The organism is Sinorhizobium meliloti, from assembly GCF_017876815.1.
Taxonomy (GTDB): Bacteria; Pseudomonadota; Alphaproteobacteria; order Rhizobiales; family Rhizobiaceae; genus Sinorhizobium; species Sinorhizobium meliloti.
The window spans coordinates 557216-582310 of sequence record NZ_JAGIOS010000003.1 but is presented as its reverse complement, the minus strand read 5'-3'; the positions used below and the strand labels follow the sequence as shown (position 1 = coordinate 582310).

19 protein-coding genes and 3 pseudogenes are annotated in these 25095 nt (G+C 57.5%); 11 read left to right on the top strand and 11 right to left on the bottom strand.

All coding sequences use genetic code 11. The annotated features are described in order from the left end of the window. Nucleotides 1–28: 28 nt before the first annotated feature. A pseudogene (locus tag JOH52_RS29215) lies at nt 29–459 on the top strand (IS66 family transposase); the annotation flags it as partial. On the opposite strand, the gene JOH52_RS29210 reads toward JOH52_RS29215, so the two are convergent. Together JOH52_RS29210 and JOH52_RS29205 are read right to left on the bottom strand one after the other, a co-directional pair. Next, complete coding sequence (locus tag JOH52_RS29210) at nt 448–2523, bottom strand: recombinase family protein (protein WP_209566077.1); 2076 nt, start codon at nt 2521–2523, stop codon at nt 448–450. The pseudogene JOH52_RS29215 and the gene JOH52_RS29210 sit on opposite strands and share 12 nt — an antisense overlap. Continuing rightward, nucleotides 2510–2689 carry a hypothetical protein gene (locus JOH52_RS29205; RefSeq protein ID WP_017266853.1) on the bottom strand — a complete coding sequence of 60 codons (180 nt, stop codon included), beginning with the start codon at nt 2687–2689 and terminating at the stop codon, nt 2510–2512. Before JOH52_RS29205 ends, JOH52_RS29210 begins: the two co-directional genes overlap by 14 nt. Before the next feature lie 315 nt (nt 2690–3004). Here JOH52_RS29205 and JOH52_RS29200 point away from each other — a divergent pair. After that, nucleotides 3005–3217 (top strand): annotated as a pseudogene (locus tag JOH52_RS29200) (transposase domain-containing protein); the annotation flags it as partial. A gap of 67 nt (nt 3218–3284) precedes the next feature. Here JOH52_RS29200 and hsnD read toward each other — a convergent pair. Next, a complete protein-coding gene (gene hsnD, locus JOH52_RS29195) occupies nt 3285–4022 on the bottom strand; it encodes a host-specificity nodulation protein HsnD (protein WP_014531660.1) in 738 nt (245 codons plus the stop codon). 677 nt (nt 4023–4699) lie between these two features. Between hsnD and hsnA the strand changes: the two genes are divergently transcribed. From hsnA to JOH52_RS29160, 7 genes and pseudogenes are all read left to right on the top strand, one after another. Then, nucleotides 4700–4981 (top strand): host-specificity nodulation protein HsnA, encoded by a 282-nt coding sequence (hsnA, locus tag JOH52_RS29190; protein ID WP_003532819.1) that lies wholly within the window; start codon nt 4700–4702, stop codon nt 4979–4981. Then, nucleotides 4982–6190 carry a host-specificity nodulation protein HsnB gene (hsnB, locus tag JOH52_RS29185; RefSeq protein WP_013845744.1) on the top strand — a complete coding sequence of 403 codons (1209 nt, stop codon included), beginning with the start codon at nt 4982–4984 and terminating at the stop codon, nt 6188–6190. Nucleotides 6191–6683: 493 nt separating this feature from the next. Next, nucleotides 6684–7421, top strand: coding sequence for a host-specificity nodulation protein HsnC (gene hsnC, locus JOH52_RS29180; RefSeq protein ID WP_003532825.1), 738 nt, complete (start codon nt 6684–6686; stop codon nt 7419–7421). Nucleotides 7422–7834: 413 nt separating this feature from the next. Next, on the top strand, nt 7835–8734 hold the full coding sequence (gene cysD / locus JOH52_RS29175; protein WP_014531655.1) for a sulfate adenylyltransferase subunit CysD: 900 nt from the start codon (nt 7835–7837) through the stop codon (nt 8732–8734). Further along, nucleotides 8734–10659, top strand: a complete 1926-nt coding sequence (gene nodQ, locus JOH52_RS29170) for a bifunctional sulfate adenylyltransferase/adenylyl-sulfate kinase NodQ (RefSeq protein ID WP_014531654.1) — start codon at nt 8734–8736, stop codon at nt 10657–10659. Before cysD ends, nodQ begins: the two co-directional genes overlap by 1 nt. Before the next feature lie 233 nt (nt 10660–10892). Further along, nucleotides 10893–11681, top strand: a pseudogene (locus tag JOH52_RS29165) (transposase); the annotation flags it as partial. 141 nt (nt 11682–11822) lie between these two features. Further along, nucleotides 11823–12047: a hypothetical protein gene (locus JOH52_RS29160; RefSeq protein WP_003532843.1), complete on the top strand. Its 225-nt coding sequence runs from the start codon at nt 11823–11825 to the stop codon at nt 12045–12047. A gap of 178 nt (nt 12048–12225) precedes the next feature. Here JOH52_RS29160 and JOH52_RS29155 read toward each other — a convergent pair whose 3' ends face one another. Genes JOH52_RS29155 through nodA form a run of 5 tightly spaced genes read right to left on the bottom strand, consistent with a single transcriptional unit; the run spans nt 12226 to nt 16628 of the window. Next, nucleotides 12226–13014 (bottom strand): ABC transporter permease, encoded by a 789-nt coding sequence (locus JOH52_RS29155; protein ID WP_014528575.1) that lies wholly within the window; start codon nt 13012–13014, stop codon nt 12226–12228. 3 nt (nt 13015–13017) lie between these two features. Further along, a complete protein-coding gene (nodI, locus tag JOH52_RS29150) occupies nt 13018–14085 on the bottom strand; it encodes a nodulation factor ABC transporter ATP-binding protein NodI (protein ID WP_014531650.1) in 1068 nt (355 codons plus the stop codon). A 7-nt stretch (nt 14086–14092) separates the two neighbouring features. Continuing rightward, nucleotides 14093–15373 (bottom strand): chitooligosaccharide synthase NodC, encoded by a 1281-nt coding sequence (gene nodC, locus JOH52_RS29145; protein WP_017266288.1) that lies wholly within the window; start codon nt 15371–15373, stop codon nt 14093–14095. A 14-nt stretch (nt 15374–15387) separates the two neighbouring features. Then, nucleotides 15388–16041 (bottom strand): chitooligosaccharide deacetylase NodB, encoded by a 654-nt coding sequence (gene nodB, locus JOH52_RS29140; protein WP_014531648.1) that lies wholly within the window; start codon nt 16039–16041, stop codon nt 15388–15390. Continuing rightward, nucleotides 16038–16628: a nodulation N-acyltransferase NodA gene (nodA, locus tag JOH52_RS29135; protein ID WP_011970890.1), complete on the bottom strand. Its 591-nt coding sequence runs from the start codon at nt 16626–16628 to the stop codon at nt 16038–16040. The genes nodB and nodA overlap by 4 nt, the downstream gene beginning before the upstream one ends. Before the next feature lie 263 nt (nt 16629–16891). Here nodA and nodD1 point away from each other — a divergent pair, with 263 nt between their 5' ends. Both nodD1 and nifN read left to right on the top strand, forming a co-directional pair. Continuing rightward, nucleotides 16892–17818 (top strand): transcriptional regulator NodD1, encoded by a 927-nt coding sequence (nodD1, locus tag JOH52_RS29130; RefSeq protein ID WP_017271931.1) that lies wholly within the window; start codon nt 16892–16894, stop codon nt 17816–17818. 1022 nt (nt 17819–18840) lie between these two features. Further along, a complete protein-coding gene (gene nifN, locus JOH52_RS29125) occupies nt 18841–20166 on the top strand; it encodes a nitrogenase iron-molybdenum cofactor biosynthesis protein NifN (protein ID WP_014531645.1) in 1326 nt (441 codons plus the stop codon). Nucleotides 20167–20253: 87 nt separating this feature from the next. On the opposite strand, the gene nodN is transcribed toward nifN, so the two are convergent. Genes nodN through nolF form a run of 3 tightly spaced genes read right to left on the bottom strand, consistent with a single transcriptional unit; the run spans nt 20254 to nt 25050 of the window. Beyond that, on the bottom strand, nt 20254–20739 hold the full coding sequence (nodN, locus tag JOH52_RS29120) for a nodulation protein NodN (protein ID WP_017267146.1): 486 nt from the start codon (nt 20737–20739) through the stop codon (nt 20254–20256). Nucleotides 20740–20745: 6 nt separating this feature from the next. Then, nucleotides 20746–23943, bottom strand: coding sequence for a nodulation protein NolG (gene nolG, locus JOH52_RS29115; protein ID WP_014531643.1), 3198 nt, complete (start codon nt 23941–23943; stop codon nt 20746–20748). Between the two features lie 3 nt (nt 23944–23946). Continuing rightward, nucleotides 23947–25050 carry a nodulation protein NolF gene (nolF, locus tag JOH52_RS29110; RefSeq protein ID WP_014531642.1) on the bottom strand — a complete coding sequence of 368 codons (1104 nt, stop codon included), beginning with the start codon at nt 25048–25050 and terminating at the stop codon, nt 23947–23949. Nucleotides 25051–25095: the final 45 nt, after the last annotated feature.

The window sequence follows — 25095 nt, the reverse complement described above, 5'->3', positions numbered from 1 at the left end:
CGGACGGCTCCTCCTCCGTCAACAGACGAAAGCCGTGGGATGCTCGTCGCGCTCACATTCGAGGCGTCGCTTCATCGATGCTCTGAAGACAAGGAAGAAAGGCGGCGGACCGCCGGAGCAGGCGCTGAAGTTCTTCGAGCAGCTCTACCGGATTGAAAGCCAAGCCAAGAACGAAAAGCCGGAAGTTGGCGAAACGCAAGCCGACTGCATCCGCCGTTTCCGCCAGCAACACAGCGTCCCCATCCTGATCGCTCTCAAGCATGGCTCGATGACATCGCGCCGAAGGTCTTGCCCGATAGCAAGATCGGTGACGCCGTATCCTACACCCTGAACCAGTGGGAATACCTGACGCGCTACACCGAAGACGGCAGGATGTCGATCGACAACAACCTTCTCGAACGCGATATCAGGATTTTTGCCGGACATGAGTCATTATGCACCCCCTTTCTAAGTAATTGAATTTATTGGAAGGGCGATTTGCCGAGGGTCGCGATATGGGCGTTTCCGTCGTCTATTGTTAATCGCTTCAATGATATCTTCGCGTTCGATATCAACGGCTTTAATCTGATAAGGCGCTCTGGGCACGACTTGTTCGGCCGGCAGGATTTTTGCCTTGATCAGGTTGCGGATGACGTGGTTTGTCACGCCGAGTTTGGTGGCCGCCTCCGTCATCGTCAGCCATTTGCCGCTCTTTTCGGCAGAAAAGTATGCGTGAATATCGTTGACACGGCGGATCGAAGAGACGCGGTGAGCCGTCCAGGTGTGGCCAAAGCCTGTGCGTATGCCCATGCGATTGAGAGTGGCTGCGATATCGCTGTCGCTCCATCTTCCAGCCATGGAACGCATGACCTCAAGAGCGTCTTCGGACGTATTGCAACCATGTTCGCCGGTCTTGGGCTTTCTGACGCGCAGTTGCGAGTGCTGACCACCCTGCCAATGGATTGTCAGGACGACGTCGCGCGCTTCTTCGTCGACATCAGCGATGATGTCCTTGATCAGCGCCCGCGCGAGGCGCTGCCGCGCCCGCGTGCTGACGCCCGGCGCATTCCAGGCGGCCTGCAGATCTTCCGCCAAGCCATCTAAATCAGGCAGCTTTGCCGGGGTATCCGGGAGCTGTTCGGCGTCAAGGCGTGTCTTGCAGGCCTCCAGGCGTTTTAAAGCGACCTCCCAGTTCTTCTCCAGCGTTGCCGCGATCAGGCAATTGTCGGGATCGCAGGCGGCGTAGCGTCGTTCTGCGAGCGCAGCTTCATATTGCGCCTTCTGCAGGTCGAGTTCAGCGGCGCGGCGGCGTTCAGCTCGCGCCTCAGACTGCATGTGTTCAGCTTGCATCGCCGCCTCTATCGCCATCGGCTGGACTACGCGCAGAAGCTCCGCGGCAACCGCTTTGTCAATTCGCGGGCCGCCGAAGCCAAGACATCGATTGAGTCCTAACATCAAATTGGGGCGTTCGCAGCGGTAAACCGGACGTGGCGTTTTGCCGGTATAGGCGACGCACAGGCGCCGCCCGCAACGACCGCAGGAAAGGAGCCCAGAAAGCAGCGCACGCCCACCGCGGCCCGATTTTGCACCGCCCTTTTGCCCATAGGCGTTGGCGGCGAGCAGCGCCTGGTTGCGTTCATATTCGTCCCATTCGATATAACCGTCGTGGTGATCTTTGAGAAAAACTTCCCACTCCTCCTTCGGTTTGCCATGGCCATAGGTCTTGCGGGCGCGGCCATCGATAATCTCGGTGCGCTTCTCGCTTTTGCCGTAAGCATAAACGCCAGCGTAAAACGGATTCTTTAGCACCGAGATGACATTGCGATATCGGATCGGTGTCCAGTCGAAAGTCGTCGTGTTGCGTCCGTCCGTCGGACGTGGGAAGCAAAGCTTGTCTTCCGTCAGCGACAACAGTACCTGGCGACCGCTTCTCAGCTCTCGAAACCGGCTGAAGATCAGACGGACGGCTTCCTGCACGCGCAGATCCGGATCGAAACCAAGGCCCGCATCGCGGTACCAGATATAACCGATAGGAACGCTGATGCGCAGCTCTCCGCGTCTGGCCTTGGCACGCGCAGCGTCGAGCATGCGCGCGCGAATAATGCCAAGCTCGAACTCGCTGATCGTGCCCTTCATGCCCAAAAGCAAACGATCATTAGGAGAGCACGGATTATAGACGCCGTCCTGGTCGATGACGCGGGCGTCCACGAGGCCGCAAAGTTCGAGCAAATGATGCCAGTCACGCCCGTTTCGGGCGAGACGCGAAGCATCGAAACACAAAACGGCGCCGACGTCTCCGGCGCAGAGCCAGGCGACAAGACGTTCGAACCCCGGACGGGCGACCGCGCCGCTCGCCGACAATCCGAGGTCATCATCAATCACCTCGACCCGTCGGAAACCGTGCTGGCGCGCAGCATCCACAAGATCGTATTGGCGCCGTTGGCTCTCGAGATTTTGCATGACCTGGCTTTGGCTCGATTGTCGCACATAGACGACGGCTTTACGCTTCAGAAGCGCTGGCGGCAGAGGGCTAAACGCGTTCATGCGGCGCCTCCTTCTCCGCTACACAGGCCGCCTCCATCAACAACATGGCCAATGCCATCAGTGCGGCTTCCCTTTGGCGCGGGCTCATCCCACGCGTCTTCACCGAGTCGAACGCCATGATCATCTGGCGCGGACCCTCGGGTGGAATTGGCGTTGGCAGTTTCATCTGGAACCTCCTCGTCAACTGCTTTGGCAGTTGACGAGGGTGCCCTCTCACCTTGAGGGGTCAATAGACTGGCGAGTTCAATGAGCGCTTCAAGGGAAGCACGGGGCTCGCCAATCTCCATGCCCGCACAGGCAATCGGATCCAGCATCCACGTCGGAATGACAATGACATTACCGGGCGTCGTCTCGATGTGCGCGACCGCCCCGCCTTTGCGATGATCGACGCCCTGACGTCTCACGCGCTTCCCAAAAAGCGGATGATGTGGGTAATGAATGGTCACATATTCGCCGATATGGGTAGAATGACCTTGCAATGGCCACTGGAAGAAAATCCTGGCTGTTCAGCGATACCGTGGACGGAGCCAGGGCCAGTGCTGTCGTCTACAGCATCATGCTGACCTGTCGCGCCTGCGGCGTCGAGCCCTTGGCCTACTTGCGCCACGTGCTTAGTGAATTGCCACAGCGCGCAACAGATACTGACATCACCGATCTCTTGCCCTTCAACTTCACCAAAGCAGTCGCTGCCTGATCCAATGCAGCCGTCGCACAGCGACCCCGGTCAAACGGGCCGCGTCAACGCGCATGGAAATGAGCGCTTACGCAAGCTCAAAGAACCTCGCGTAAGGTCCATTCGCGAAGTGAACCCGCAACTCATGAAAGTTCCGTACCGTTTGGTCCAACGGACGCGTCTCTTGACGCCGAAGAATACCGCGATCAGCAAGCTGTAGGGCAGGAGCGCCGAGGAAATCTAAGGCCTTTGCCACGCAAGGGAGGGGATCGCGAAGGAGCCTCTCGTACTCGATTAAACGTATCCTGCTTGAATCAAAGGCGTTCACCACTCGAGCGTGGAAATCGTCGGCAGCTTTGAAGTAGGCTTCGCAGGTGGCGAATGGCAACATCACCGGAGGTGGAGGAGCTGAACTGTCCGACTTGAACTTGAGCCACTGGCGGGTTTGCCTTGCCTGCACAAACGATCTTAGCGACTCTAATGTGTTTCTGCGAATCACAAGGATAACCTTAAGTCCAGGCCAAGCGGTCAGCTCGGCAAAAAAGCTCGGACGCTCCTGAAACTGAGGCTCGTTGATCTTGCAACCCACATGGGTCACCTTCTTGTCGCTTTGTGGGGGATAGCGCAAGAAGGCACGCTCAAGAAGCTCTCGATCGCTGAGTAGCAGGCGTTCTTTATCAGGCCAGTTCGTGTCGTACGTATTGAGCAATTCACCGTTACTCAATACATTCGGATGCTCGTTCACCAATTCTTCCAAGTAGTGTGTACCGGTCCTTGGCATTGCAAGGATTGCAAATGGCTGAGGCGGCAGCGTGGAATGGGTCATTCAGGCGTGTTTCCATTTAGCAGTTGTGGTGGTTTCAGCGGAGGATTATGTTCGCCCGCCGTCTTGCTTAGTCTGGGGAGCGCGCTGCTCTTAAGCGTTGATCACCTATGGTTAGCTTCCATTCATGACTCGATCAGAGCTCGACGTTTGCTAGTTTCGTGCTTCTATCGGCCGACACCTCAGCGCTGCTCACTCGCAATCCGGACTGCTTAGCGTTTTAATCGCAGTCGCCCAGATTGGTAAAATCGATTGTTTTTATGAGAGGGATCCAGCCTGTGAATATGAGAACGCCGAGCCGCAGAGGGGATGAGCGCAATGTAGCAGGGAGAAACATACTCGCGCCGGCAGTCGATTTGATTGTTGTGATCTACGGCAGAGATGTGTCGTTGTGCTTGGTGCACTGGATAGCCGTCCGCTAGTCACAGACATCCATTTCACGGATGGCCGACATCCAAACAATCGATTTTACCAATCCCACTGATATGTAGCACAAGCTGCCCACGATTGGGAGGCCAATGATGTTCTTCGTCATCGGAGGCTTCTGCACAGACCAGCCGGATGTCCGGCTCTGCGGGCATTAGGCTAAGCCAGTCGCGCACGCCTGATGATAATTTTCGTATCGGGCCGCCTCAGGAATTTGAGCCGCCGTGCGTCGAACACAAGCTAAAGGGAACAGAATGGTAGATCAACTCGAAAGCGAAATCATTGGCATCATCAAGAACCGTGTCGAATCGGAGGGCGGCGATGGAGAGACCGCGTTAATAGTCGGCGATTTAACGGCTGCCACTGAATTGACCGCGCTTGGTGTCGATTCTCTCGGATTGGCAGACATCATCTGGGACGTGGAACAGGCCTACGGTATCAGGATCGAGATGAACACGGCCGAGGCGTGGTCGGATCTCCAGAACGTCGGCGACATAGTGGGAGCCATCCGAGGCTTGCTCACTAAGGGGGCTTGAATGGACAGGCGCGTTGTCATCACCGGAATGGGCGGCCTATGCGGACTGGGCACCGACACCACCTCCATCTGGAAATGGATGCGCGAAGGCCGCTCCGCCATCGGGCCGCTTCTCAATACAGAGCTTCACGGCATGAAGGGCATAGTGGGCGCTGAGATCAAGGCGCTGCCTGACCACAACATCGACCGCAAGCAGCTCGTATCGATGGATCGCATTAGCGTGCTTGCCGTGATTGCAGCGCACGAAGCCATGCGCCAGGCCGGGCTTTCCTGCAATGAAGGAAATGCCCTTCGGTTCGGCGCGACCGTGGGCGTCGGCTTGGGAGGATGGGACGCTACCGAAAAAGCATACCGTACCCTCCTTGTCGACGGGGGGACCCGTACTGAAATCTTCACTGGTGTAAAGGCTATGCCGAGTGCCGCCGCCTGCCAGGTCAGCATGAGCCTCGGCCTGCGGGGCCCAGTCTTCGGCGTCACCTCCGCCTGTTCCTCGGCCAACCATGCGATCGCTTCGGCGGTAGACCAGATCAAGTGCGGCCGGGCCGACGTCATGCTCGCGGGGGGCAGCGACGCGCCACTAGTCTGGATTGTGCTGAAGGCATGGGAAGCTATGCGCGCACTCGCTCCGGATACTTGCCGACCCTTCTCCGCCGGCAGGAAAGGCGTGGTACTGGGCGAGGGTGCAGGCATGGCCGTGCTGGAAAGCTATGAACATGCCACCGCTCGCGGTGCAACAATACTCGCGGAGGTCGCCGGCGTCGGCCTTTCCGCCGATGCGTTCCATATCACAGCGCCGGCTGTCCATGGGCCGGAGTCGGCGATGCGCGCTTGCCTTGCCGATGCAGGACTGAATGCCGAGGACGTCGACTACCTCAACGCGCACGGCACCGGCACCAAGGCCAACGATCAAAACGAAACTACGGCTATCAAGCGCGTCTTCGGAGACCATGCTTATTCGATGTCCATATCTTCCACCAAGTCCACCCACGCGCACTGTATCGGCGCAGCGAGTGCGCTTGAAATGATCGCCTGTGTGATGGCGATCCAAGAAGGAGTCGTGCCGCCGACCGCCAACTATCGTGAGCCAGATCCCGATTGCGATCTAGACGTGACGCCAAACGTGCCGCGTGAGCGTAAGGTGCGCGTTGCCATGAGCAACGCCTTCGCCATGGGTGGCACGAACGCAGTTCTGGCATTCAAGCAGGTATGAGCCTGTCAGTTGCTTCCTCGATGATCACCACTTGCAGGGCGGCATGAGACGCCCCCTGTGCCGTTGCATCAATGAAGTCCGTCAAGCGGGATCGGGCATGGCTCTCGTCAGGAGAAGGAGCGACTGGTCTGGGCAGCGTTTGACCCTAGGCCAGCGCTTCGAGATCGCGTGATTGGCCGGCGTTCATGTAAGGCAGTTTTTCTGGTGGCGCGATGAAGTAATGCTGGTTGTTCTTGCGGCATTGCCGGCGTGTACCGGCATCAGCGTGAATGGATCGCAGCAAGCAAGTCGGAGCTTGCAAGGTGCTGTCTGACCTAGCGCCGTGTATCAGCCGCGAAGCCGGGCTCGCCGCTGTGCAATATTAAGGCGGAGCTGCGGCGCAAGGCGACGATCAGCCGCGGCAAGGAAGCCACGATGAACACGAAGACGGCTGGCGCGGTGACGTTAAAAGACACCATCACCAGCCTACACGATATGAGAAGAGGTTAAGACAATGTTCGAATTGACCGGGCGCAAGGCGCTCGTCACGGGCGCATCAGGAGCCATAGGAGGGGCTATCGCCCGCGTGCTGCATGCTCAGGGCGCTATCGTCGGACTGCACGGCACCCAAATTGAAAAACTGGAGACACTGGCAACTGAGCTTGGAGACCGGGTCAAGCTGTTCCCGGCTAATCTGGCCAATCGAGACGAAGTCAAGGCGCTTGGTCAGAGAGCGGAAGCCGATCTTGAAGGCGTCGACATCCTGGTCAACAATGCTGGCATCACCAAGGATGGATTGTTCTTGCACATGGCAGACCCCGACTGGGACATTGTGCTGGAGGTCAACCTCACCGCCATGTTCCGACTGACCCGCGAGATCACCCAGCAGATGATACGCCGTCGAAATGGCCGCATCATCAATGTCACTTCGGTCGCCGGCGCCATCGGCAATCCAGGCCAGACCAATTACTGCGCCTCCAAGGCCGGTATGATCGGCTTTTCCAAGTCGCTGGCGCAGGAGATCGCTACGCGAAACATCACTGTCAACTGCGTCGCCCCGGGCTTCATCGAATCGGCAATGACCGATAAGCTCAATCACAAACAGAAGGAGAAAATCATGGTGGCGATCCCGATCCACCGCATGGGCACCGGTACCGAAGTCGCGTCCGCCGTTGCGTATCTCGCTTCCGATCACGCCGCCTATGTCACCGGACAGACCATTCACGTGAACGGCGGTATGGCAATGATTTGAGGGCGGTCGGGCCTACGGATGAGTGGGCTTGCATTTTGCATACGCCAGCCTATCAGCGCAATGATGATAACGGCATAAAGGCCATTGCACTTTCCGAAAGCTGAGGAAGCAAGCCATTATGGATAGTGCACCTGTCAGCAATACTGAACGGTCTCAACGGAATAGCCTGCGATTGAGCGCTCCGGTCCCAGCAGCAATAGCTCGGCCCCATATGAAGACGCTATCTCGCTCGGCGCCGGCGCATCAGCGCGGAACGTCAGATAGCGCAAACGCTTTAGTGCGGCGTTGCTTAGCGCCATTACGTCGCGCCACCGTCTTGCTGCGGTGATCCCACGCATTGGGGATGCCTTGAGCGAGCTGAGCTGCCGAGGCGTAACCCGGATAGGTTTCCTGAACATAGAACAAGGCCACAAATGTCTCTTCCCCATCTTCGGCGGCTTGAAGCCGAAGCGATCCATGTCATTCGAGAAGTTGTTGCAACATTCTCCAACCCGGTCGCGCTTTACTCGATCGGCAAGGACTCCTCGGTACTGCTGCATCTGGCGATGAAGGCGTTCTACCCCGCCAAGCGGCCATTTCCATTCCTGCATGTAGATACCAAATGGAAGTTCCGGGAGATGATCGAGTTTCGCGACCGGATGGCGCGAGAGCTCGGCTTCGATCTCCTCGTCCACGTCAATCAGGACGGGATCGATCAGGGCATCGGCCCTTTCACGCACGGCTCCAACGTGCACACCCATGTCATGAAGACGATGGGGCTCCGGCAGGCGCTCGAGAAATACGGTTTCGACGCGGCGCTCGCGGGCGCGCGGCGCGACGAGGAGAAGTCGCGCGCCAAGGAACGCATCTTCTCGATCCGCAGTGCCCAGCACGGCTGGGATCCGCAGCGCCAGCGGCCCGAGATGTGGAAGACTTACAATACGCGGGTCGGGCAAGGCGAGACGATGCGGGTCTTTCCGCTCTCCAACTGGACCGAATTCGACATCTGGCAATACATCCTGCGCGAGGAAATTCCGATCGTGCCGCTTTATTTCGCGGCCAGGCGCCCGGTCGTCAAGCGAGAGGGTATGCTGATCATGGTCGACGACGACCGCATGCCCATCCAACCCGAAGAGGAGGTTACCGAACAGCTCGTGCGTTTCCGCACGCTTGGCTGCTATCCGCTGACCGGGGCGGTCGAGTCCGACGCTGTCACCGTTCCCGAGATATTGCGGGAAATGCTGACGGTGCGCACGTCCGAACGGCAGAGCCGGCTGATCGACACGGATGAAGTCGGGGCGATGGAGAAAAAGAAGCGGGAGGGCTACTTCTGATGTCGTATGTTCAATCTATACCGCCGCATGACATTGAAGCGCATCTGGCCGAGCACGACAACAAGTCGATCCTGAGATTCATCACTTGCGGCTCGGTGGACGACGGCAAATCGACCCTGATCGGGCGACTGCTTTACGATGCGAAGCTGGTCTTCGAAGACCAGCTCGCAAACCTCGGGCGTGTCGGCTCTCCCGGCGCCGCCAACGGCAAGGAGATCGATCTCGCCTTGCTTCTCGACGGGCTTGAGGCCGAGCGCGAGCAGGGCATCACCATCGACGTCGCCTATCGCTATTTCGCCACGTCCAAACGCAAGTTCATCGTCGCCGATACGCCTGGCCACGAGGAATATACGCGCAACATGGTGACCGGCGCTTCGACGGCGGATCTCGCCATCATCCTCATCGACAGCCGGCAGGGCATTCTCCAGCAGACCCGGCGCCACTCCTATATCGCCTCACTCCTCGGCATCCGCCATGTCGTGCTGGCCGTCAACAAGATCGATCTCGTCGATTTTCAACAACAGGTGTACGAGGAAATCGTCGCCGACTACATGGCTTTCGCCAAAGAGCTCGGTTTCGCCAGCATACGGCCAATCCCGATCTCGGCGCGAGACGGCGACAACGTCATCTCGGCTTCCGCCAATACCCCCTGGTACAGAGGGGCGGCGCTGCTCGAATATCTGGAAACGGTCGAACTCGATCCGACGGACCAGGCAAAGCCTTTCCGCTTCCCGGTTCAGATGGTCATGCGGCCGAACGCGGATTTTCGCGGCTATGCCGGGCAGATCTCCTGCGGGAGGATTTCCGTGGGCGATCCGGTCGTCGTCGCGAAGACTGGGCAGCGGACATCGGTCAAGGCGATTGTGACCTATGACGGGGAGCTTGCGACGGCAGGGGAAGGCGAAGCGGTGACGCTGGTCCTGTCTGACGAGGTGGATGCGTCCCGCGGCAATATGCTCGTCGCCCCAGGTGCCCGGCCCTTCGTGGCGGACCAGTTCCAGGCGCATGTGATCTGGTTCGATGCGAACCCGATGATGCCGGGACGAAGCTATATCCTGCGCACGGAGACCGACAGCGTCAGCGCGACGGTCACCACGCTCAAGCACCAGGTCAACATCAACAGCTTCATCCGTGAGGCGGCGAAGTCGCTGCAGATGAACGAAGTGGGTGTCTGCAACATCTCGACACAGGCGCCGATCGCCTTCGACGCCTACAAGGACAACCGGGCGACGGGCAATTTCATCATCGTCGACCGGGTGACGAATGCCACGGTTGGTGCGGGGTTGATCGATTTTCCGCTCCGGCGCGCAGACAACGTCCACTGGCATGCGCTCGAGGTGAACAAGAGCGCGCGCAGCGCCATGAAAAATCAACTCCCTGCCGTTCTCTGGTTCACCGGGCTTTCCGGCTCCGGAAAATCGACCATCGCTAACGAGCTCGACAGGATCCTCCACGCTCAGGGCAAGCATACCTACCTGCTCGACGGCGACAATGTGCGTCACGGCCTCAACCGGGACCTCGGCTTTACCGAGGAGGACCGGGTAGAGAACATCCGCCGCGTGGCGGAGGTGGCCAAGCTCATGGCCGATGCCGGTCTGATCGTTCTCGTCTCCTTCATCTCGCCGTTCCGCGACGAGCGGCGGATGGCGCGGGAACTGATGGAGGAGGGCGAGTTCATCGAGATATTCGTCGACACGCCGCTCGACGAGTGTGCGCGCCGCGATCCGAAGGGTCTCTACGAGAAGGCGCTCGCCGGCAAGATCGCGAACTTCACCGGCGTATCCTCGTGCTATGAGGCCCCGGAAAATCCGGAACTCCATATACGCACCGTCGGCCGTCAACCGACCGACCTGGCGCTCGCGATCGAGGAATTCCTTGACTGCAGGATTGGAGGACAAATGACGCCGCTTCAACGCCCAACATAGAGACGGACGGGTACGCATCCGAGGAGGGCCGCCTTGCTGAGAAGTGAGGCGAACTGGATGTTCTGTCTATATGGTCCCGGAGCTAGCCATTCCGCTTGTTGCGCCGACCAATTCTTTAACGGCAAAAAGTGGGCTTATGGAGGTTGTCAGCGCCAATGGTCGCCCGTGTGATCGTGGGACGCGATGTCGACGGTTGCATTGAACATATTGGGTAAATCTGATCGAATAGCTTCATGACTTCAAAGCCTGTGGATCTTCCTGCGGACCTTGCGAGCGCCTATCTGGCGCTTCCGAGCGTGAGATGTTACAGGCTGAACGTGATGTCGTTGTTGCCGAGCGCGATACCGTCGTCGCCGAGCGGGACATTGCGGTGGCGCAAGCCGCCAATGCGCAGGCCATGCTGTCGGACAGTGAGGCCTTGATTGCCAGTCTGGAGCTGGCGATCGAAAAGCTGAAGCGCGAGCTGCGCGGCCTTCGATCCGAGCGCACGGCGCTCCTGATCGACCAGATGGAATTGCAGCTCGAAGAACTGGTGATGGCGGCGACGGAGGATGAAGTCGCAGTGCAAGCGGCCGCCGCCAAGACCTCGAGCGTACGTTCGTTCACGCGAAAACGGCCGGTCCGAAAGCCGTGGCCGGAGGATATTGAGCGCGAGCGCGTGGTGATCGATCCCCCGTCACCTGTGCATGCTGCGGCGGATCGCGGCTTTCCAAGCTGGGCGAAGACGTCACCGAGACGCTGAAAGCTGAAAGAGATTCCGCGTCGGTTCAAAGTGATCGAGACGGTGCGGGAGAAATTTACCTGCCGTGACTGCGAGGCGATCAGCCAGCCGCCGGCGCCGTTCCATGCAACGCCGCGCGGCTTCATCGGTCCTCATCTGCTCGCGACCATCCCTCTTCGACAAGTATGGGATGCATAGGCCGCTCACCCGCCAGAGCACCCGGTTCAAATGCGAGGGCCTCGAGCTTTCGACCTCGACGCTGGCCGACCGGGTCGGGTATGGAACGGCCGCGCTCCTGCCACGCGCGGCACCCAAAATCCCGCCGCCCTGCTCGGATGGCTACCTTCCTTGGCATTGGTCCCCGCGACCACTACCTGCACCGAGGCTGAGTCAGCCTGATGGCCACCGTCATCAACGTCTTCACCATCAACGATGGGGCCGAATGCTCAGCGAAGACCTGGAATTCCTCGAGGCGTTCGTCCGAAACTCCAACAATCGGGCCAATGGAAGTATCATCAGCGTCGTAACCAGTGCCGATGATCACCGCACTACCGGCCATGGCATCGATGAGCTTAGCGACATACTCTCAAATGCGCGCCGTTCGCTTAAGCCTGGATCGACTTTCTTCACTGCTTCGCAGATGGCGAAGAACTCGTCGCGCGCGTAAAGGCGAATCTCAACCGTAACGCCGTAACACTTGGCTGGTTACGATCGCCGTGGCGGGAGGGCCTTCTCATCGCTGTTTCCAAGCGTGAGATATTCGAGCAATGCTGGCTTGCCTCGGCCATGCCAGATCGATCGATGTTTCCGATTGATGACCCCGTAACGTGGCGCCGCATTTCCAATTAAGGCATCAGGCGTCGGCGGAGCAATGCAGTCGACAAGAAAAACGGGACTACTGCATAGCAGCAAAGAGCCCCGATATGCAGACCCACGTTGACCAGCGGGCTGCCGAGCATTATCGGACGGATGACATCAATCGAATGAGCCAGCGGCAAGATTCGTGTGACATGTTGAAAAGCGCCCGGCAGCTGGTTGACTGGAAAGACAGCGCCGGACAGGAACAGCATCGGTGTGATGACGAGCGTCTGATAAAATATGAAATATTCGTAGCTGGGTGCAAGCGCCGTGACGATCATGGCTAGACTCGCAAACGCTAAGCCCGTCAGGGCGATGACCGGCAGTGCATAAAGGAGTGACACCCATTCCGTGTAGCCCAGCGTAGCGGCGACGACACCAATTCCTGTACCCGCAAGGGAAGCCTTGGTAGCTGCCCACGCCAATTCTCCGAGCACGATGTCGCCGATCGTGACCTGTGTGTGCAGGATCGCTTCCCAGGTGCGCTGAGCGCGCATGCGGGCGAAAGTCGCGTAGATCGTTTCGAAAGTCGACGCGGTCATTGCGCTTGTCGCGACCATCCCGGCAGACAAAAATGCAATGTACGACACACCGTCAACGCGCCCGACCATCATTCCTAAGCCGGCACCCAGACCGAACAGATATATTAAGGGGTCGGCCAGGTTACCGAGGATCGACGCCAGCGCGACCTTTTTCCACGCGAGATAATTGCGGCGCCACACGGCAATCCAGTTCCACCCGTTGGCGGGCAGAGCCGCCACATAAAGCTTCCACATGGTTCAGTCCTTCAGCTCCCGCCCGGTCAACCGTAAGAAAACGTCCTCGAGATTTGGTGGACGCTGCAGAAAGCGCACACCCGCGCGCCCATCCAGTTGGACTCGTACTTGCTCCGGGTCGAACGCATAACAGAAGACGGTCTCGCCGCTCACCTCGATGTGGCGGGCGTGCGGGCTTACCAACGCACTTAGCTCGTGTGGATCGCCCCCGTAGATCTCTATCACCTGGCAACCGATCTTCTCGTCTATTAGCATGTGAGGTCGGCCTTCGGCGATCTTGCGCCCTGCTTCGAGCACGCACAGCCGGTCGCACAACCGCTCTGCCTCTTCCATAATATGGGTGGTCAAGAGAATCGTCTTTCCGCGTGCCAACAGCGACCGCAGCCGTTCCCAGATCAAGTGACGGGCGTGCGGGTCAAGTCCAGTGGTAGGCTCGTCCAATATCAGTAGCTGGGGATCGTTGATGAGGGCACGTGCCAGTGTAAGGCGCCGCTTCATGCCGCCAGACAGGTCCGAAACACGCGCATCCGCCTTGTTTTCGAGGCGCGCAAACTCAAGCAGCGATGGGATTACCGCTTCTATCTCGCGCGTGCTCATCCGGAAGTAGCGCCCGAAGACCAACAGGTTTTCGCGTACGGTGAATTCCAAGTCGAGGTTGTCGAACTGCGGAACTACGCCGATCCCCATGCGTGCCAATCGAGCCCGTGACGGAACCGGCACGCCGAGCACGGTGATCTCACCCGTACCAGGCGTCGTCATGCCGAGGATCATACGGGTGATCGTACTTTTGCCCGCACCATTCGGGCCTAACAAACCGAAGCACTCACCCGCTGCAACGGTGAACGACAGTCCGTTGACTACAGGTTTGTCACCGTACGACTTTGTTACGTTGGCAACATCGATTGCCACGGTTGGTATGGCGCCGGGTATTGAGGTCTTCACGCCTAGACCTCTTTGGTCCTTCCACTCGAACGGACTCGGCTCAAGCCGATGCGGAACCTCTTCGGCCATCTCACGATCTGACAATTGATTTTCCGCTTCCTGTCTCAAAACTCGCCCGTTTCCAGTCATGCTACTGTCACTCGCCGCTGCAAGTGCAGTCAGGTGTCACTCGGCCGGAGGCTTGAATTGGAGTCGGCTTTCCTCCGCTGACTGGTACTTCTGGCGCGGAGTAGCGTGACAGCCAGTCGCTATTGGACAATGTACACAACGCATAAGCTTTCAACGGAAGTAAGAGAAAGAGGTTGATGGGTGTGTGCAGAACGAAGCCAAGAAATCTAAGTTGGCGAGCATGCAATGCTACGACGCTGCAGCGTATGATGGTTATGGACGCAATAATCAAAATTGTCCACCATGGCACTGTGGCGGTCGTTATGAAATGCGCGAGTCCCGTCACCACCGACAGAGCAAGCAACAGTGGCCCGATATTCTGCCCGACTACATCAAATGTGAGAAAAGGGTTGAGGCCGCGCAACAGAGGGAGCGCTAGAAATGTGTCGCGGAACGTGCTGCGTGCCCAACGCAGTTGTTGGCGCAGATACGATTTCAGCGTATCCGGGACAACGGTTGCCACTATGGCGTTTGGAACATACTCAGTTCGAAACCCTGCCTTCAACATGAGGATCGTCAGATGGCGGTCCTCACCGAAGTCGCTTAGCTTACCGCGAAACAGTTGCGTTTCGTACTGGTCAAGCAGCGAAGCGAGCGCCGACCGGCGGTACATAGCACAAGGGCCGCAGCAGCACATAACAGCACCGAAGCGAGACTGTGCCGCGCGTTCTTCGTTGCAGGCAAGCCAATACTCCATATCGATCAATTTCGTCAGCCAAGTGTCACCCGAATTGCTAGCCGTGAGTTGACCCATAACCGCACCGACCTCTGGATCTCGCATCTTCGAGGCAAGCTTGGAGACCACATCGAAAGCGATCGTGCTGTCCGAGTCGACATTCAGCACCAAATCTCCGGAGGATTGGCCTATCGCGGCAATCTGCGCTTTCCGCTTTCCGACGTTCTCCGGGAGCAGAATGAAGCTGAACCTCGGATCGCGCGAATAGAAGGCGCGTACACGCAAAATGGCCTCGCGATTCCGAGAACCATCATCAACGACATAGACTCGCAATTCTCCAGGATAATCCTGGTCTGCAATGGACGCGAGGCATGCCGAGAGTATGCCTGGGTCCTCATTGAAGCTGGGGACGATAACATCCACGGCTGGCAGAGGGCGGGTCTCGACCGGTTCTGCCGACACTGCTGGACCGTCTATCGGTCGAGCATGTAGGACTTGCATGCTCCTGTAGGCGGTCAAGAGCAGCGCGTAGATCGAGATAGCGGCGGTGCTGGTTGTGTCAAGCAGGTACATGGGTTCTCGTCTGTTCAGTGATGCGGAGGAAGTGGGCGAATTGCAAAACCACGCTCGTGCAGCGCCGGGATCATACGGGAAATCGCCACAAGGGTTTGGTCACGCAGGCCCGTAAGCGCTCCCGATTCGTCGGGCGGGCACCCATCGTGCAACAGCACGATTGCACCGGGCCGAACCGAGGCAAGCACTGCATCAACAATCGCGTTGGCGCCTGGCCGAGACCAATCTCGCGGATCTGCCGACCAATGTATTGCCGTCAGCCCAGCGCTCGCCGATCTTGTCAGAGCTTCCTCGCTCCAGACACCATAAGGTGCTCGTATGTGTCGGACGGCCGCCTGAGGACAAGCGGCTATAATGGCCTCACTTGCCTCGACAATCTCACGTTCGACCTCGTGAGGTCCGCATGTTGACAGGTCCGGGTGGGTCATCGTGTGGTTAGCCACTTCGTGACCTTCCGCGACGATACGTCGAATGAGTTCCGGCTGGCTTTTCGCATAGGTGCCGATGACGAAGAAAGTCGCCGGCACGCCGTATTCAGCCAGCACATCCAGGATTTCCGGTGTGCAATGTGGATTCGGGCCGTCGTCAAAGGTCAGGTATATACTAGGATCTTCCGTCCCGTAATCGCAGTTGCTCGGCACCTCGTGTATGTAATCGAGGTGCTTCATAGCTCCGATCCGTTCCGTTCAATCAATGTACCTGGCGGCCATTCGTTCAACGGACGTCCAACCGGGAATATCACGACGAGAGGCTCCTCGGTGCGCGTGGAAGGGAGATCGGGATTAACCTCTGCGATGCTCGACCGCACTCGAACCCCCGTCAAAATGCTAGCCATCCCGTTTTGGCAATATCTCTCAACGTGGTTCCGCATGGCGTGCCGAACTGTCCCAAAGGCGAATGGGACACCAAGCTCCCGCAAAGTTGGAGTCAAAGCACCGACCGAGTGAGCGATGCCCATTCGCTCCAGATCGGGCCGCACCGCGTATAAGCCCAGTTCAGCCACAAGGAGATCAGTCTCACCAACCTTAATGAAACGGCGCAACACGCCCATGTGGCTTGCTATCCCGACCGAGTCGTAAGCAATTGCGCGGCGTTCCGGTCTCGCGCCCGCCCAACTGCGGCCACCCTCGAATGGTTTCGCGTGGAACGCTCCTGTGGGCCCATAGGATTTTCGAAAAAATTCTGAGAGCTCCTCGTGGTCTGCACGTTCCAGCTGATTTTCCCAGCATAGTTTCCACTGCACTTTTAAGGACATATAAGAACTCCAGTGTGTTGTTTCTTCAAAGCACGATCGAGAGTGGTGTGTACCCGCCTAGTCACACCGGGGAGGCCACCGTAGCGCTGGACCGTTGGTCGAGGGCTTAGGCGACGGCTCTAAATTTGGACCATCCTGTACTTATCAAACTTTTCTCGCGCCGCACCTTGATTTCATTAAGTTCAGGGTTCTCTAATAGGACTCTGCAAGATTGGTAAAATTGATTGTTTGGATAACGATCATCTGCGATATGGATGCCGCACATGCGTTTTAGGGGCCTAGATCTAAACCTCCTCGTCGCGCTCGACGCACTGATGACGGAGCGCAAGCTCACGGCCGCCGCACGCCGGATCAACCTCAGTCAACCGGCCATGAGTGCGGCTATCGCGCGCCTGCGCACGTATTTTGGCGACGAGCTGTTTTCGATGCAGGGCCGCGAACTTGTCCCTACACCCCGTGCGGAGGCGCTCGCCCCCGCGGTCCGCGACGCCCTGCTGCAAATTCAGCTTTCCGTCATTGCCTGGGATCCACTAAACCCGGCCCAGTCGGATCGCCGTTTCAGAATCATCCTTTCCGATTTCATGATACTTGTATTCTTTGCGAGGATCGTGGAACGCGTGGCTCGCGAGGCCCCCGGTGTCAGCTTCGAGTTGCTCCCTCTCGATGATGATCCCCATGAGCTTCTCCGGCGGGGGGATGTTGATTTTCTGATTTTTCCAGACGTGTTCATGTCGAGCGCGCATCCCAAAGCGAAATTGTTCGACGAGGCACTCGTGTGCGTCGGCTGCCCCACCAACAAGAAGCTACTGGGGAACATCTCGTTCGAGACCTATATGTCGATGGGGCATGTTGCAGCCCAGTTCGGACGAGAAATGAAGCCCTCCGTCGAGCAATGGCTATTGCTTGAGCACGGCTTCAATAGACGTATCGAGCTTGTTGTGCCAGGTTTTACCTTAATTCCACGCCTGTTGTCGGGTACTAACCGCATAGCAACTATACCATTGCGCTTGGTTAAATATTTCGAAAAAACGGTACCACTGCGCATTGTCACATCTCCGCTGCCACCCCTCTTTTTCACTGAAGCTGTCCAGTGGCCCGCCCTTCACAACACTGATCCCGGAAACATTTGGTTGCGGGAGATACTGTTGCAAGAGGCGTCGCGCATTGATCCTCAGTCGGACACCTGTTAAACGTTGCAAAGAGCATTAACTTGCATGTTGATCAAGAACTCCTCGCTTTTCTCCGGAGCTCCTGCGGTTCGAACCGTCCAATCGACCAAATTGGTGCGACATACCCGCCGCTCTTGATAGCGCCTTTGGGTATACTCTTGCGCTCCCCACTCGCGTACTGATTGCCGTACGTCCTGCTCCTAATAGCAGCCGCACCCTTCGAATCATGAACCTGTTCAGCCAGCCGCCTTTTCGGGTCGTGGCGACGCCCCGCCGCTTCCTTCAGGCACTTTGTTTCTCGGCATTCGTCTCAACGCAACTCAATCCATGTTACACTCGTCAGCGTATGAAGTACTCTCTTTGAGCTTATAGAGCCTCAGTGAACTACAGACGCAACCACGCAACGACACTGAAGAGAGGAACTTCGCATCAGCCACCCGCAAACGCGATCTTCGCGGCATTAATTCCCGGAATCGTTGGCCGCAATGGGTCGGGGAACCCTAACCGGTGTAGGGTTTGTGAGGTCCGCGACAGAGCTTGATTGGCTAAGCTCTTTAGCTCGTCTGAGGATAAGTAGCTGAAACAAACAACAAAGTGGTCTTTAGCTGAAGTTAACAAAATTGGCACGAGTTTTGAGATTCCCGGTCATAAAACGGCGACAACTGCCGATGCATGTCGTAGTCAGCGTATCAACCAGGGACTAAAAGAACCATGTCACGTTTGGGTGAGACCGCATTTTGCGGGAGAAGACGCTTCGGGGAGTTCTTCTCCCAAAGTACATACCGCCTCACTGCGTGCCGACCCAAGGGTTCTCACCGAGGTAACGCTCTCGATAGGAAATGCAACGGTGTGGATCAGAATGGAGGCGTAGCGACCGCTTCTAAACGGCAAGCCAACCCTTCTCATCACCGACGGCACAAAGTTCTGGTCGGCCTAGATGTAGATCGGCACGAACGTCGTTGGCATGACGGTCAAGAAATCGGGGCTAACCCAGAGTTAGGCCATCAGGCAGATCATGAAGGTCGTGAGACCGAAGAAAGCTGATGGTCCGCATCCTTTCTCAGACTAAATGGGCAACGATCAACCCGCTGAAATCGTCGCAGCCGCTGGGTGGCGCCTTGGCCTTCCTTGGTGTCGGTGGTGCGATACCGCTATTCCATGGCAGTCAAGGTTGCACCAGCTTTGCACTGGTGCTTCTTGTTAGGCACTTCAAGGAAGCGATTCCCTTGCAAACCACCGCGATGGACGACGTGGCAATAGTCCTCGGCGGGGCGGGTCATTTGGAGCAGGCGATCCTCAATCTCAAAATTCGCGCAAAGCCAAAGCTGATCGGTATATGCACCACGGCGCTGGTGGAAACTCGTGGCGAAGATCTGGCGGGTGATCTCGCCAGTATCAAGCTGGAGCGCGCGGAAGAACTCACAGGTACCGACGTCGTGCTGGCCAATACACCGGATTTTGACGGCGCTATGGAGGAGGGTTGGGCCAAGGCTGTCACAGTAATGATCAAAGCGATTACACGAATCGGCGAGCAGGAGCGGCAGTCGAGAACTATAGCAATCCTCCCGGGGTGGAATCTCACTATAGCTGACATCGAGCAGTTGCGCGATATAGTAGAAAGCTTCGGGCTCAAGCCGATCATCCTGCCGGACCTCTCTGGCTCGCTTGATGGTATAGTGCCCGATGACCGCTGGGTGCCGACGACATACGGCGGCATCAGCGTCGAGGAGATACGCGAGCTTGGCACAGCAGCGCAGTGCATAGCGATTGGTGAGCATATGCGCGGTCCAGCAGAGGAGATGAAGACGCTGACCGGAGTTCCTTACGTGCTGTTTCAGTCGCTGACAGGATTAAATGCAGTCGACCGGTTTGTCTCGCTACTTTCCTCTATTTCCGGTCGGCCCGCGCCAGCGAAAGTCCGCCGGCGCCGCGCACAGCTGCAGGACGCCCTCCTGGACGGACATTTCCACTCGGCTGGCAAGAAGATTGCGATCGCAGCCGAGCCGGACCAGCTCTATCAACTCGCTACGTTCTTCATTTGCCTGGGTGCCGAGATTGTGGCAGCCGTTACCACGAAAGGTGCGTCGAAAATCCTCCACAAAGTCCCGGTGGAAATAATTCAGGTCGGTGATCTCGGCGACTTGGAAAGTCTTGCCACCCATGCTGATCTTCTCGTCACGCATTCGCACGGCCAGCACGCTTCAGCACGTCTCGGCACTCCGCTAATGCGCGTCGGGTTTCCTGTCTTCGACCAACTGGGCAGTCAGCACAAGCTCACAATTCTGTATCACGGAACGCGCGACTTGATCTTCGAAGTTTCCAACATCTTCCAATCCCATTCCCTTGCGCCGACGCACCGGGGGACGTGATCTGTTTCCTAGGAGTATTCGCGCTCCGATGGCGGGTGCATCCAGAACATCGGGATGCATGCACCTTCATCAAGCTGGCAGCGATACTCAACCGGCTTTTGGCCGGTCCTTGGGATTGAACTGGGCGATAGCGATCCAGTTGGCAGTGAGTGCAGGTTTATTCTCGTTCTCGATCTCAACCGTCACGTTGTAGGCTGTCATTAGTATGCTGGCGCGGCGTAAGCGGCAATCCGAAAGCACGAAGCGACCATGCACACGGCTGCCGGTCCTGACCGGTGAGATGAAGCGGACGCGGTCGAAACCGTAATTGATGCCCAGGGTTTGCTCGCGAAACTTCGGCATACCGCTGAAGTTCATCACCGACAGAAGCGCCAGCGTCAAGAAACCATGAGCGATCGTGCCGCCAAACGGACTCTCTGCCGCTGCGCGGTTCGGATCTACGTGGATGAATTGATGGTCATGGGTCGCATCGGCGAAGAGGTTGATCATCGCCTGATCGATGGTGATCCATTTGGATGTGCCGAGTTCCTGTCCAACCAAGCTCGACACGTCCGAAAGGGAAATCTCATGCACGCGACCTCACATAATTGTTGTCCCTAACTGATCCTGGCTTGTGAGAGCGCAAGTAGGAGCTTTAGTCTTATCGGACCCGTCGTGCTGAGCCGAAGCATTCGATCCAGTAGGAGAAGGCACCCAGCGCCTTACGCGCCCGGCGAAGGCATCAAGATAAGTCAGCACGACAGGCACAAAGACCAAACTGAGGAGGGTGGAGGATATCAACCCGCCGATGATTGCATGGGCCATTGGCGCGCGCTGCGCGCCGCCTTCGCCCAAGCCCAGGGCTGTTGGGAGCATACCGAAAATCATGGCGAGGGTCGTCATCACGATCGGCCGGAGTCTTACCGCTCCGGCATCTGCAAGGCTCTGACGCAGGCTTTTGCCTTCGCGAACGCCTAGATTGGAGTAGTCGACCAGAAGGATCGCGTTCTTTGTCACCAAACCCATCAGCATCATGATGCCGATCATCGAGAACATATTGAGTGTGGAGCCCGTAAACAGAAGGCCAAGCAGGACACCCATCAAGGATAGCGGCATTGTCATGATGATGGCGATTGGCTGGATGAAGGAGCCGAACTGAGAAGCCAAGATAATGTAGATGAAGATGACGGCCATCGCCAGCGACTGGAGTGCATAGGCGGTGCTCTCGGTCAGGTTCTCCGCATCGCCGCCGAATGAAATTCGAAACCCCACTGGGATATCCATCTTTGTCATCGCGGCCTTCAGATCGGCCACAACGTCGCCCAACGTCCTTCCTTCAATGTTGCTGGATATGCGAATGTCCCGGGACAGATCCTTGCGGGTGATCTGAGCAGGCGCGGTGCTCTCGACGACATCGGCTACCTGATCCAGTAAGACCATTATCGGCTTGCCATTGTCGTCCATACGAGCGGTGGCGATTGGAAGATTACGGAGCTGTGCGGCGTTCTCTCGGCCGGCGGCGGGGAGGCGCACCACGACATCGTGGGTTTCTCCGTCAGGGCTGTTCCATACAGATATTGCATCACCCGCGACTAGTGACCTGAGTGTATCGCCTATCGTTGCGATCGACACGCCGAGATCGCTCGCCGCCTCGCGGCGTACCCGAACAGCCAGCGTTGGTCGAAGCTTTTCGATTGAAGATTCGATCTCCGTAGCGCCCGGAATGGCCGCAAGCACCGAGGTGATGTGATCGGAGATCCGTCGCAACTCCTCGTCACCATCCCCGAGGATCGACAATTGTAACGGCTTTATCGATCCGACCACTTCCGAACGCTGTCCGACTGAGATTTCGAGGCCGGCGATCCTGGAAAGCCGCCGGCGGATAGGACCGAGGGTTTCCGCCGTCTTCAGCCTCCTTTGACTGCTGTGCACAAGTTGCACGGCCACCAGGGCCTTGTTGAAGCCACGCATTTCCCCGGAATTGATAGTGGAATACGTCGAGGAGACATAATTGAATTCTCGCAGTGCTCGTTCGATCTGACCGACTTTCGCGGCCATGTAATCGAGGGAAGCGCCTTCGTTGGCTTCCAGCGATATGCTCACTTCTCCCTGGTCGGGTGGCGGCAAAAACTCAGTTCCGATGCGCGGAACAAGCAGCAGGCTGACGACAAACATGCCTAGGACAATAGCAATTGTCGTTTTCCGGTAGTCGAATGTGAAGTAGATAACCGAGCGATAGCGGCTTGCAAGTCCCTCGAACCATTGATCGAACCACTCAATCAGTTGCCCGAAGAAACCTCGCTTGGCAGTTTTTTGAGATTGGGGATCGCACCAAATGCTCGACAGCATCGGATCAAGAGTAAAGGACACAAAGAGCGAAATGACCACGGCCACGGCTACGGTAACGCCAAACTGAAGGAAAAAGCGACCGATCAGCCCGCCCATGAAGGCAACCGGCAGAAACACAGCGACGATGCACAGTGTTGTCGACAGCACTGCAAGGCCAATCTCGTTGGTTCCATCCAGAGCCGCCCTTACAGGATCCTTGCCCATTTGTAGATGGCGAGTGATGTTTTCACGTACGACTATCGCATCGTCAATCAGAATGCCGATGGACAAGGAGAGTGCCATAAGCGTCATGATGTTCAGCGTGAAGCCGAGAGCGTAAATTGCCGCGAATGTGCCAATAACTGAAATGGGGAGGGTAAGGCCGGTGATAACCGTGGATCGCCAGGAGTTCAAAAATATGAACACGATCAGCACTGACAGAACACCTCCTTCGACCAGCGTTCGCTGTACTTGGGAAACCTGGGAGGCAATGGGGCGGGAGTTGTCACGTGTGATGGTGAGTTGGACGTTGTCCTTTGTCAGTTCTGCGTTCAGCGCGGAAACCTCCCTGCGAACTGCGGACGCAACCTCGACCGTGTTGGCGCCTTGGACCTTAACGATGTGCAAACCGAGAGTTGTCTGGCCTTGGTAGTTTGCAAGGCTGGTAACTTCGGCGCCTGTGTCGAGAATGGTTGCCACTTCCGAAAGGTAGACGGGATAGCCGCTTCTTTGAGCGACGATGATGCGGTTGAAGCCTGAAGTATTCGCAATGCGTCCCTCGACCGTTACGATTCGCTGATTGATGCCGGATATAAGCGTTCCCGCCGCCCGATCCTGGTTTTCGCCTCGGATTGCTTCGATGACGGTGGAGACAGCGAGGCCGTAGGCCCCGAGACGATCAGGGTCCACAACAACGAGAACTTGCCGCTCGCTGCTGCCAATCAGTGAAACTTGGCCGACGCCCGATATAACGCTCAGGCGATTGTTGATCACGCGAGTGGCAAGCGTGGTGATTTCGGGCAGCGTCCGGCTCGTCGAGGACACTGCAACAGAGAGGATTGCCTGGCCTTCCGGCTTGTATCGCGTGACCTGAGGGGTCGCCACTCCGTCGGGAAACTTAGTTTCAAGACGCGCAACCCTGTCGCGCACCTCCTGTGCCGCGTCTTGTGAATCGACATCGACTTCGAACTGCACCACGACGATCGAACGCCCTTCGTAGGATTCCGAGGTGATGGTGTCGATTCCGCCGATAGTGTTGAGCGCCGCCTCAATCGGCCGTGAGATCTCGCTTTCGACCGATTCGGGCGATGCTCCGGTGTAGGTGGTCGCGACCACTACGACTGGCAGGTCGGTCTCGGGGTAGTGATCGACACCGAGTCGACCATATGAAAACAGACCAAGGACAAGGATCATCACCATCATCATGGTAGCGAAGACCGGATGGTTGATGCTGATACGTGTGAGGAACATCCCTCAGATGCCCTCGATGATCACGGGCGTATTGACGACGAGATCGGGCAATGGGGCGGTTACGATAACATCGCCCTCACTCACTCCCGACACCTGCACAAGATCACGGTCGCTCCAACTCCTGCCGAGCCCGACAGGTCGCCTTTGCAAAACGCCCGCTTCCACCTTGAGAACGAAAAAACCATCTGCGTCGTGTCGGATTGAAGCCGCCGGTAGTGCGATGACATCCTTCTGGTCGTCTACTCTTAGATCGCCGATGGTGAACATTCCGCCTCTCAACAGGCCTTCCTCGTTGTCGACGGCGATGAACACTCGCACAGCACGGGATCCGGCGTCGGCGGTGGGCGAGATACGAGCGACCTCTCCGGAAAACGTCCGGCCCGGAAAACCCTCTACCGTCAGCTCTACGGACTGCTTGAGGCGAATGAGCGGGATGCGGCTTGTGGGAACACCGGCGTCAACTTCCAGCCGATTGAGCTCGACAATAGTCATCAGTTGGGTATTCAGCGGAACTGTCTGGCCCTCTTCAACCGAACGCGCAGCAATAACGCCACCGAACTCGGCTCGCACTTCTGCATGGGAGAGCGATCGTTCGGCGTCCGAAACCTCGGCCTGTTTCGATCTTAGCTGCGCGCGAAGATCAAGCACATCCGCCAGCGCAGCAAGCCTCGTGGCCTCCGATGCCGCGCCTCGTTCACCCAGTCGCGTGTTTCGCTCAAGCACTGCCTCGGCGAGTTCGGTCTGCGCGCTAAGGGCATCCGCCTCTGCTTTTCGCCCCGTCACCGCCGATTCGAGAGCTCCCCTTTCGAAACGGACGAGGAGATCGCCGGTATTGACCACGTCCCCGATCTGAACAGGTAGTTCAATAATCGTCGAGGACACGCGCGAGGTCAGTGTAGAACGTCGAATGGGCGTTAGAGAGCCGACTATACGAACTTCGTTTGCCATGTCTTGCCGGACGGCGGTGCTTACGTCGGCTTTGGCAAGCTCGATCGGGCTACCGTGTTTAACCTGCCCAATTGCCCGACCTTGCGAAAGAACGATGGTCACGGCCAGGGTTGTGGCGAACGCCAGTTTCTGGAGATTGCACTGAGCAGATATCGTCATCTTGAGCTCTATTCGACGTTTGCTGGAGGAGCGTTGCCAACTATG

Excerpts from the sequence above, each read along its gene's own strand:
- JOH52_RS29210 (WP_209566077.1), bottom strand. The coding sequence starts at position 2,523 with ATGAACGCGTTTAGCCCTCTGCCGCCAGCGCTTCTGAAGCGTAAAGCC.
- JOH52_RS29205 (WP_017266853.1), bottom strand. The coding sequence starts at position 2,689 with ATGAAACTGCCAACGCCAATTCCACCCGAGGGTCCGCGCCAGATGATC.
- hsnD (WP_014531660.1), bottom strand. The coding sequence starts at position 4,022 with ATGACCCATTCCACGCTGCCGCCTCAGCCATTTGCAATCCTTGCAATG.
- hsnA (WP_003532819.1), top strand. The coding sequence starts at position 4,700 with ATGGTAGATCAACTCGAAAGCGAAATCATTGGCATCATCAAGAACCGT.
- hsnB (WP_013845744.1), top strand. The coding sequence starts at position 4,982 with ATGGACAGGCGCGTTGTCATCACCGGAATGGGCGGCCTATGCGGACTG.
- hsnC (WP_003532825.1), top strand. The coding sequence starts at position 6,684 with ATGTTCGAATTGACCGGGCGCAAGGCGCTCGTCACGGGCGCATCAGGA.
- cysD (WP_014531655.1), top strand. The coding sequence starts at position 7,835 with ATGTCTCTTCCCCATCTTCGGCGGCTTGAAGCCGAAGCGATCCATGTC.
- nodQ (WP_014531654.1), top strand. The coding sequence starts at position 8,734 with ATGTCGTATGTTCAATCTATACCGCCGCATGACATTGAAGCGCATCTG.
- JOH52_RS29160 (WP_003532843.1), top strand. The coding sequence starts at position 11,823 with ATGCTCAGCGAAGACCTGGAATTCCTCGAGGCGTTCGTCCGAAACTCC.
- JOH52_RS29155 (WP_014528575.1), bottom strand. The coding sequence starts at position 13,014 with ATGTGGAAGCTTTATGTGGCGGCTCTGCCCGCCAACGGGTGGAACTGG.
- nodI (WP_014531650.1), bottom strand. The coding sequence starts at position 14,085 with ATGACTGGAAACGGGCGAGTTTTGAGACAGGAAGCGGAAAATCAATTG.
- nodC (WP_017266288.1), bottom strand. The coding sequence starts at position 15,373 with ATGTACCTGCTTGACACAACCAGCACCGCCGCTATCTCGATCTACGCG.
- nodB (WP_014531648.1), bottom strand. The coding sequence starts at position 16,041 with ATGAAGCACCTCGATTACATACACGAGGTGCCGAGCAACTGCGATTAC.
- nodA (WP_011970890.1), bottom strand. The coding sequence starts at position 16,628 with ATGTCCTTAAAAGTGCAGTGGAAACTATGCTGGGAAAATCAGCTGGAA.
- nodD1 (WP_017271931.1), top strand. The coding sequence starts at position 16,892 with ATGCGTTTTAGGGGCCTAGATCTAAACCTCCTCGTCGCGCTCGACGCA.
- nifN (WP_014531645.1), top strand. The coding sequence starts at position 18,841 with ATGGTCCGCATCCTTTCTCAGACTAAATGGGCAACGATCAACCCGCTG.
- nolG (WP_014531643.1), bottom strand. The coding sequence starts at position 23,943 with ATGTTCCTCACACGTATCAGCATCAACCATCCGGTCTTCGCTACCATG.
- nolF (WP_014531642.1), bottom strand. The coding sequence starts at position 25,050 with ATGACGATATCTGCTCAGTGCAATCTCCAGAAACTGGCGTTCGCCACA.